This is a genomic window from Streptomyces sp. NPDC017890, assembly GCF_044328675.1.
Lineage (GTDB): Bacteria > Actinomycetota > Actinomycetes > Streptomycetales > Streptomycetaceae > Streptomyces.
The window spans coordinates 1-9,570 of record NZ_JBIRHU010000057.1 but is presented as its reverse complement, the minus strand read 5'-3'; the positions used below and the strand labels follow the sequence as shown (position 1 = coordinate 9,570).

Below are 9,570 nucleotides of genomic sequence, written 5' to 3'. Positions count from 1 at the left end.
TCCACCAGATGCCGCGCCAGCAGACCACCCAGCGTCCCCGTCGCACCCGTCAGCAACACCGTCCCACCCGCACCCAGCGCATCCACGCCCAGCCCACGCGGCACCGTCAGCACCACCTTGCCGACGTGCTTGGCCTGGCTCACGAACCGGAACGCCTCCCGCGCCCGCCGCACATCCCACGACCGCACCGGCAACGGCTCCACCACACCCCGCCCGAACAACTCCACCAGCTCACCCAGCAACCGCCGCGTGTGGTCCGGACCCGCCTCCGCCAGATCGAACGCCCGGTACCGCAGCCCCGGCACGGTCCTGGCGACCGCCTCCGAGTCCCGGATGTCCGTCTTGCCCATCTCCAGGAACCAGCCGCCGCGCGGCAGGAGCCGCAGCGAGGCGTCCACGAACTCGCCCGCCAGGGAGTTCAGGACCACGTCCACCCCCAGGCCGTCCGTGGCGGACAGGAACTTCCGCTCGAACTCCAGGGTCCGCGAGGAAGCGATGTGCTCGTCGTCCAGACCCAGCGAACGCAGCGTGTCCCACTTGCCCTCACTCGCCGTCGCGAAGACCTCAGCACCCAGATGACGGGCCAGCTGAACCGCAGCCATGCCGACACCACCGGCACCCGCGTGCACCAGCACCCGCTCACCCGCCCGCACACCCGCCAGGTCCCGCAACCCGAACAACGCCGTCAGGAACACGATCGGCGTCGCCGCAGCCTGCTCGAACGACCACCCCTCCGGGATACGCACGAGGTGACGGTGGTCGGTCACCGCCTCGGGGCCGTAGGCCTTGCCGACCATGCCCATGACGGGGTCGCCGACGGCGAACTCCGTCACTTCGGAGCCGACCTCCGCGACGACACCCGCGGCCTCGGCACCCATCTCCGCACCGCCGGGATACATGCCGAGGGCGATGAGGACGTCGCGGAAGTTGACGCCCGCCGCGCGCACGGCGATCCGCACGTCACCGGGCCCGAGCGGCTCGACGGCCTCCTGCTCGGCCAGCACCAGGCCGTCGAGCGTGCCGCCGCCCACCGTGTCGAGGACCCACGGCCCGTCCGGAGGGACCAGTCCGCCGCCGGTTCCGGGACGGGAGAGGCGGGGTGCGTACGCTTTGCCGCCGCGCAGCGCGATCTGCGGCTCACCGGTGGCCAGCGCGTCGGGCAGCACCCGCGCGGAGGACGCCTCCACGTCGAGGTCGACGAGCACGATACGGCCGGGGTTCTCCGACTGCGCCGAGCGCAGCAGACCCCACACGGCGGCGGCCGCGAGGTCGGTCACCTCGGCGTCGGCGGTCGCGGGGACCGCGCCCCGGGTCAGTACGATCAGGTGGGAGTCGGCGAGACGCTCGTCGGACAGCCACTCTTTGAGGACCGAGAGCACCCGCCAGGTGGCGGTGCGGGCGGCGTCGGCGGTTCCGGCGGTCCTGTCGCCGCCGGAGGAGGTGACGGACGAGGAGCCCGCGGCGGAGGAGCCCGCGGGCGAGGTGAAGGCGGCGGAGGCGGCGGACGTGTCCGGCTCCGGCACGGAGAGCAGGACGGCCTCGGTGCCGGGAGCCAGGTCGGCCACGTCCGTGTGCACGGAGAGGTCGATGCCCGCGGTGGCGAGGCCGCCGCGCACGCCGAGGGCGTCGGCGCCGAGCAACGCCCATGTCCCGGTTCCCGCACTGTCGGGCCCGGCCTCGGGGATCTGCAGCGGGGTCCAGTCGACGCGGTACAGCGACTCGTCGTACGACGCTCCGGCAGCGGCGTTCACCTGGTCGGCGGTGACCCGCCGGAACACCAGGGACTCGATGGAGGCGACGGGCGCGCCGGTGGCGTCGGCGACGGCGAGTTCGACGCCGTCCGTGCCCGTGGGCGCGAGGCGCACGCGCAGGGCCGACGCGCCGGTCGCGAAGAGCGAGACACCGCTCCAGGCGAACGGCAGCCCACCGCGGCCGAAGTCGGCCAGGCCCACGGCGTGCAGCGCCGAGTCGAGGAGTGCCGGGTGCAGAGCCAGCCGGCCGGCCTCCCGGTGCTGGTCCTCGTCCACGGCGACCTCGGCGAAGACCTCGTCACCGCGCCGCCACGCGGCACGCAGCCCCTGGAACACCGGGCCGTACCCGTACCCGAGCCCGGAGAGGCGGTCGTAGAGCCCTTCGGTGTCCAGCGGTTCGGCACCCGTGGGAGGCCACTGGGCCAGGTCGAAGGCGGCCCTGCGGCCGTCGGCGGCGAGCACACCGCCCGCGTTGCGTGTCCACGGCTGGTCGGCCGGGGCGTCTTCGGGCCGGGAGTGCACGGTGACCGTGCGGCACCCGGATCCGTCCGCCGGGCCGACGGCGAGCTGGATCTGCACACCGCCCGTCTCGGGCAGGACGAGGGGCGCCTCGATGGTCAGTTCCTCGACCCGGTCGCAGCCGACCTCGTCGCCCGCACGCACCGCGAGCTCGACGAAAGCGGTGCCGGGCACCAGCGCGGCTCCGGAGATCCGGTGGTCCCCGAGCCACGCATGGGTCTGCAGGGAGAGCCGTCCCGTCATGAGGACACCGTCTCCGTCGGCCAGGGTCACGGCCGCGCCCAGCAGAGGGTGGTCGGTGCTGCCCTGCCCGACAGCGGTGACGTCTCCGCCGGCCGGGCCGCCGTGGTCCAGCCAGTAGCGGCGGCGCTCGAAGGGGTAGGTGGGCAGGTCGACGCGGCGGGCACCCGTACCGGAGAAGTACGCCGCCCAGTCCGGGGTCACGCCCCCGACGTGCAGACGGCCCAGGGCCGTGAGCAGTGCTTCCGCTTCGGAGCGGTCCTTGCGCAGAGCGGCGACGAGCTGCACGTCCCCGGTGAGGGACTCCTGCGCCATACCGGACAGGACACCGTCCGGCCCCAGCTCCAGGAAGACACCGACGCCCTGGTCCTCCAGCCAGCGCACGCCCTCACCGAAACGGACAGCCGCGCGGACATGGCGTACCCAGTACTCCGCCGACGCCACGTCCGCCTCGGCCCGACCGGTCACGTTCGACACGACCGGGATGGAGGGCGCGGTGTAGGTCAGCGACTCGGCGACCCGGCGGAAGTCGTCCAGCATCGCGTCCATGTGCGGCGAGTGGAACGCATGACTCACCCGCAGCTTCTTCGTCTTCCACCCCAGCCCGGAGAACTGGGCACCCAGCTCGGCCACGGCATCGGCGTCACCGGCGATCACCACCGAGGACGGACCGTTGACGGCTGCGAGAGACACCTCCGTCTCGCGGCCCTCCAGATACGGGGCCACGGTCGCCTCGTCCGTACCGACGGCCAGCATCGCGCCACCCGCCGGCAACGCCTGCATCAACCGGCCCCGCGCCGCCACCAGCGTCACCGCGTCGTCCAGGGAGAGCACTCCGGCGACATGCGCGGCGGCCAGCTCGCCGATCGAGTGCCCGGTCACATAGTCGGGCCGGATACCCCACGATTCCGTGAGCCGGTACAAGGCCACTTCCAGAGCGAACAGACCCGGCTGCGTGAACCCGGTCTGATCCAGCAGCTCACCCTCCTCGGCGAACATCACCTCACGCAACGGCCGGTCCAGCACCCGGTCGAACCCCGCACACACCGCATCCAACGCCTCAGCGAACACCGGATACGCCTCGTACAGCTCCCGGCCCATCCCCGCCCGCTGCGACCCCTGCCCCGAGAACAACACCGCCGTCAGAGTCGTCTCGTCACGGACGACACCCCTCACCACACCAGCAGACGGAGCACCCTCCGCCACCGCGTCCAGACCCCGCAGCAGCTCCTCGCACCCGGAACCGGCCACCACCGCCCGGTGCTCCAGCGCCGCACGCGTCGTCGCCAGCGAGAACGCCACATCCACCGGCGAGGCATCCCCGGCGAGCACCGCCCGCAACCGCGCCGCCTGCGCCCTCAGCGCCGCCTCCGACTTCCCCGACAGCACCCACGGCACCACCGTCCCGTCAGCCGACCCACCCGCGGACCCGGCCCCGGCCTCCACCTCGGGCGCCTGCTCCAGGATCACGTGCGCATTGGTGCCACTCACCCCGAACGACGACACACCCGCACGACGCGGACGATCGACCTCCGGCCACGACCGGGCCTCCGTCAACAGCTCCACCGCACCCGCCGACCAGTCGACCTGGGAGGTCGGCGCGTCGACGTGAAGGGTCTTGGGCAGCTCACCGTGGCGCATGGCCATGACCATCTTGATGACGCCGGACACGCCGGCCGCCGCCTGGCTGTGGCCGATGTTCGACTTCACGGAGCCGAGCCACAGCGGCCGGCCGGCTTCACGCTCCTGGCCGTAGGTGGCGAGCAGAGCCTGGGCCTCGATCGGGTCGCCCAGCGTCGTTCCGGTGCCGTGCGCCTCCACAGCGTCGACGTCGGACGGGGCCAGGCGGGCGCTTGCCAAGGCATCGCGGATGACCCGCTGCTGGGCGGGACCGTTCGGCGCGGTCAGGCCGTTCGACGCTCCGTCCTGGTTGACGGCGGAGCCGCGGACGACGGCCAGCACCTCGTGACCGTTGCGGCGCGCGTCGGACAGTTTCTCCAGGACCAGCAGGCCGACTCCCTCCGCCCAGCCCGTGCCGTCGGCGGCTTCCGCGAACGACTTGCAACGGCCGTCGCCCGCCAGGCCGCCCTGACGGCTGAACTCGGAGAACACACCGGGCAGCACCATGACCGTGACGCCGCCCGCCAACGCCATCGAGCACTCACCGTTGCGCAGAGCCCGCACGGCGAGGTGCAGGGCGACGAGTGAGGACGAGCAGGCGGTGTCGACCGTGACGGCGGGGCCTTCGAGGCCCAGGGCGTATGCGATCCGGCCGGAGACCACACTGGTGGAGCTGCCGGTCATGAGGTAGCCCTCGACGCCCTCGGGCAGCTCGCCCAGACCGAGCCCGTACGCGGACGAGGAGGCGCCGGCGAACACCCCGGTGCGCGTGCCGCGCATGGACGAGGGGTCGATGCCGGTCCGCTCCAGGCCTTCCCACGCGGCTTCGAGAAGGAGCCGCTGCTGCGGGTCCATGGCGAGCGCCTCACGCGGCGAGATCCCGAAGAACCCGGCGTCGAACTCTGCCGCGTCATGGACGAAGCCGCCGACCGGCCCGGTGCCTTCACCCGGTCCGGTGCCGAGTCCCCAGCCGCGGTCGTCAGGGCACGGTGACATGGCGTCCCGGCCGTCGGAGAGCAGCTGCCAGAACTGCTCGGGTGACTCGACGCCGCCGGGGAACCGGCAGCTCATGCCGACGATCGCGACGGGCTCCTGCTCCGCGTTCTGCACTTCTGCGAGGCGTTGACGGGTCTGCTGGAGATCGGCGGTGACCCGCTTGAGGTAGTCGAAGAGCTTGTCGTTGTCGGCCATGGAAGTCCCCACCGGTCTAGTGCTTAGCGGTTGTGGTGCTCGGCAGCGTTCAACAGACGCCGAGCCAGTGGCGGCGGTACTGAGTGGTACGTGGCTGCGGGCCGGGAAGATCTCAGGAGAGCCCGAGCTCGTTGTCGATGAAGTCGAAGACGTCCTCGGGGGTAGCGGAGTCGAGGCGCTCGGCCGCCGACTGCTCCTCCCTGCCGGGCTCCGCGCCCGCGCCCGTCCACTTCGCCAGGAGCAGTTGCAGCCGTTGGGTCACCCTGACGCGGGTGTGCTCGTCCGCCTCCGCCGTCGCGACGGCGGCCTCCAGCCGGTCGAGTTCGGCGAGTACCGGCACTTGGGCTGTACCGGTGTGCGGTACGAGCTCCGCGAGGATGTGTCCGGCGAGCACGGCCGGGCTCGGGTGGTCGAACACCATGGTCGCCGACAGCCGGAGCCCGGTGACCGCGTTGAGCCGGTTGCGGACCTCGACGGCGGTCAGCGAGTCGAAGCCGATCTCGCTGAACGGTCGCGATGGTTCCACTTCCTGTGGTCCCGCGAGGCCCAGTACCGCGGCGGACTCGGCGCGGACCAGGTCGAGCACGGCGCGCTCCCGTTCGGTGGCGGCGAGGCCCGTGAGCCGCCTGGTGAACTCCGACGTCGCCGCGTCACCTTCCTCGTCGTCCCTGCGTGCGGCCTCGATCAGCGCCGGCACCTCGGTCACACCCGTGATGAGGGGGCGCGGCCGGGCGACGGTGAAGCCGGGTACGAAGCGTGCCCAGTCCACGTCGGCCACCACGACCGATGCCTCGCCGAGCCCGACGGCCTGGGCGAGGGCGGTGACCGCGAGATCCGGTGCCATGACCCGCAGGCCACGGCGCAGCAGCTGTTCCCCGGCCTCACCGTCCGCCATGCCCCCTTCGGCCCAGGGGCCCCAGGCCACCGAGGTGGCCGCGAGGCCGCGGGCCCGGCGCTGCTCGGCCAGGGCGTCGAGGAAGGCGTTGCCCGCCGCGTACGCGCCCTGCAGCCCACTGCCCCAGACGCCGGCGATCGAGGAGAACAGCACGAACGCGTCCAGGTCGGTTTCGGCCAGCACCTCGTCGAGGTGGACGGCGCCCGCCGCCTTGGCCGCGACGACGTCGGCGAACTCGGTCAGGTCCATGCCTGTCAACGGGGTGCCCTGGCCGACACCGGCCGCGTGCACGACTGCCCGGACGGGGTGCCCGTCGGCGACGAGTTGCTTGACCAGTGTGGTCACCGCGTCGCGGTCGGCGATGTCGCAGGCGGCAATGGTGACCTTGGCACCGAGTCCGGTCAGTTCCGCCTCGAGGTCGGCGGCGCCGGGGGCCTGCGGACCGCGACGGCTCGTGAGTACGAGGTGCTCGGCACCGTTGGCGGCCGCCCACCGGGCCACATGCGCGCCCAGGGCGCCCGTACCGCCGGTGACGAGCACGGTACCCCGCGGCTCCCACCGGCCGGGATCGGTGTCCCGCAGGGGAGCACGGACGAGTCGCCGCCCGAAGATGCCGGCCTGGCGGATCGCCAGCTGGTCCTCGTGCTCCGTCCCGGCGAGGGCCGCGACGAGTCGTTCGCTCGCCCTTGCGTCCAGCGTTTCGGGGAGGTCGACGAGCCCGCCCCAACGCTCCGGGTGCTCCAGGGAGACGACCCGGCCCAGGCCCCAGATCTGTGCCTGGGAGGAGCTGGTCAGGCGGTCGGCACGCCCCACCGCGACGGCACCGCGGGTGACCAGCCACAGCGGAGCCTCGATCTCCGCGTCGCCCAGAGCCTGGGTGAGCAGGAGAGTGTGTGACACCCCGACGGGTACGCCCTCGTGCTCGGCGTGCGGACGGTCCTCCGCCGCCAGCAGGGAGACGACACCCGTCAGCTCCCTCTCACCGACGGCCTCGGTGAGGCGTGCGGCGATGCTCTCCCGGTCGAGGGTCCTGTCCGCGATCTCCAGTCGCACCACGGCATCCGCGCGGCTCTCCAGTGCGGCGGCCGTCTCGGCCCAGTACGGCTGTCCGGTGAGGTCCCCGGTGGGGGTCACCAGGAGCCAGGTCCCGGTGAGACCGTCCCCGGCCTGCCCGGTCAGCGGCTTCCACTCGACCCGGTAACGCCAGTCGTCCACCACCGACTGCTCCCGCTGCCGCCCGTGCCACCCCGCCAACGCGGGCAACACCGCCCGCAACGCCTCCTCCTCCACCGCCAGCGTGCCCGCCAACGCACCCGAGTCCAGCCGCTCCACCGCCGACCAGAACGCACCGTCCACCACCGAACCAACACCCACCTCAGCGGACACACCACCCGGCTCCAGCCAGTAATGACGGCGCTGGAAGGGGTAGGTGGGCAGGTCGACGCGGCGGGCACCGGTGCCGGAGAAGTACGCCGGCCAGTCGGGGGTCACGCCCGCGACGTGCAGACGGCCCAGAGCCGTGAGCAGTGCTTCCGCTTCGGAGCGGTCCTTACGCAGAGCGGCGACGAGCTGCACGTCCCCGGTGAGGGACTCCTGCGCCATACCGGACAGGACACCGTCCGGACCCAGCTCCACAAACACACCGACACCCTGGTCCTCCAGCCAACGCACCCCGTCACCGAAACGGACAGCCGCGCGGACATGGCGTACCCAGTACTCGGCGGAAGCGACATCAGCCGAAGCCTCACCGGTCACGTTCGACACGACCGGGATCGACGGCGGGGAGTAGGTCAGCGACTCGGCAACCCGGCGGAAATCGTCCAGCATCGCGTCCATGTGCGGCGAGTGGAACGCATGACTCACCCGCAGCTTCTTCGTCTTCCACCCCAGCCCCGAGAACCGATCCCCCAGCTCCGCCACCACATCGGCGTCACCGGCGATCACCACCGAGGACGGACCGTTCACCGCGGCGAGAGACACCTCCGCCTCCCGGCCCTCCAGATACGGGGCCACCGCAGCCTCGTCCGTACCGACGGCCAGCATCGCGCCACCCGCCGGCAACGCCTGCATCAACCGCCCCCGCGCCGCCACCAGCGTCACCGCGTCGTCCAGGGACAACACCCCGGCGACATGCGCGGCGGCCAGCTCACCGATCGAGTGCCCGGTCACATAGTCGGGCCGTACACCCCAGCTCTCCGTGAGCCGGTACAAGGCCACTTCCAGAGCGAACAGCCCCGGCTGCGTGTAGCCGGTCTGGTCCAGCAGCTCACCCTCCCCGGCGAACATCACCTCACGCAACGGCCGGTCCAGCACCCGGTCGAACCCCGCACACACCGCATCCAACGCCTCCGCGAACACCGGATACGCCCCGTACAGCTCCCGGCCCATCCCCGCCCGCTGCGACCCCTGCCCCGAGAACAACACCGCCGTCAGGCGGCCGGCATCATCCTGGACCGCTCCCGTGACCACACCGGAGGAAGGTGTGGCTTCCACGACCGCGTCCAGGCCCCGCAGCAGCTCTTCGCGCCCGGAACCGACGATCACCGCCCGGTGCTCCAGCGCCGCACGCGTCGTCGCCAGCGAGAACGCCACATCCACCGGCGAGCAGTCCCCGTCGAGCACCGCCCGCAACCGCGCCGCCTGCGCCTGCAGCGCCGCCTCCGACTTCCCCGACAGCACCCACGGCACCACACCACCCTCAACCCGCACCGGCACCGGACCGGCCTGCGCCTCCAAGACCGGCGCCTGCTCCAGAATCACGTGCGCGTTGGTGCCACTCACCCCGAACGACGACACACCCGCACGACGCGGACGATCGACCTCCGGCCACGACCGGGCCTCCGTCAACAGCTCCACGGCACCCGCCGTCCAGTCCACATGCGACGACGGCGTATCCACATGCAACGACTCCGGCACCACACCATGCCGCATCGCCATCACCATCTTGATCACACCCGCGACACCCGACGCCGCCTGCGTATGCCCGATGTTCGACTTCACCGACCCCAGCAGAAGCGGCTCGACACCGTCCCGTTCCCGCCCGTACGTGGCCAGCAACGCCTGCGCCTCGATCGGATCGCCCAGCGTCGTGCCCGTGCCGTGCGCCTCGACCGTGTCCACGTCCACGGGGGTGAGCCCGGCGGAGGTGAGGGCCTGGCGGATGACGCGCTGCTGCGACGGACCGTTCGGCGCCGTCAGACCGTTCGACGCACCGTCCTGGTTGACCGCCGAACCCCGGACCACGGCCAGCACCTCATGACCGTTACGGCGGGCGTCCGACAGCCGCTCCACCAGCAGCAGCCCCACACCCTCGCCCCAGCCGGTACCGTCCGCCGCCTCCGCGAACGGCTTGCA

1 protein-coding gene and 1 pseudogene are annotated in these 9,570 nt (G+C 72.2%); both read right to left on the bottom strand.

Going from position 1 to position 9,570, the window contains the following annotated elements:
• A pseudogene (locus tag ACH4F2_RS34890) lies at window positions 1-5,282 on the bottom strand (beta-ketoacyl synthase N-terminal-like domain-containing protein); the annotation flags it as partial.
• Window positions 5,283-5,433: 151 nt separating this feature from the next.
• On the bottom strand, window positions 5,434-9,570 hold a 4,137-nt coding region (locus ACH4F2_RS34885), incomplete at its 5' end, for a type I polyketide synthase (protein WP_398136716.1).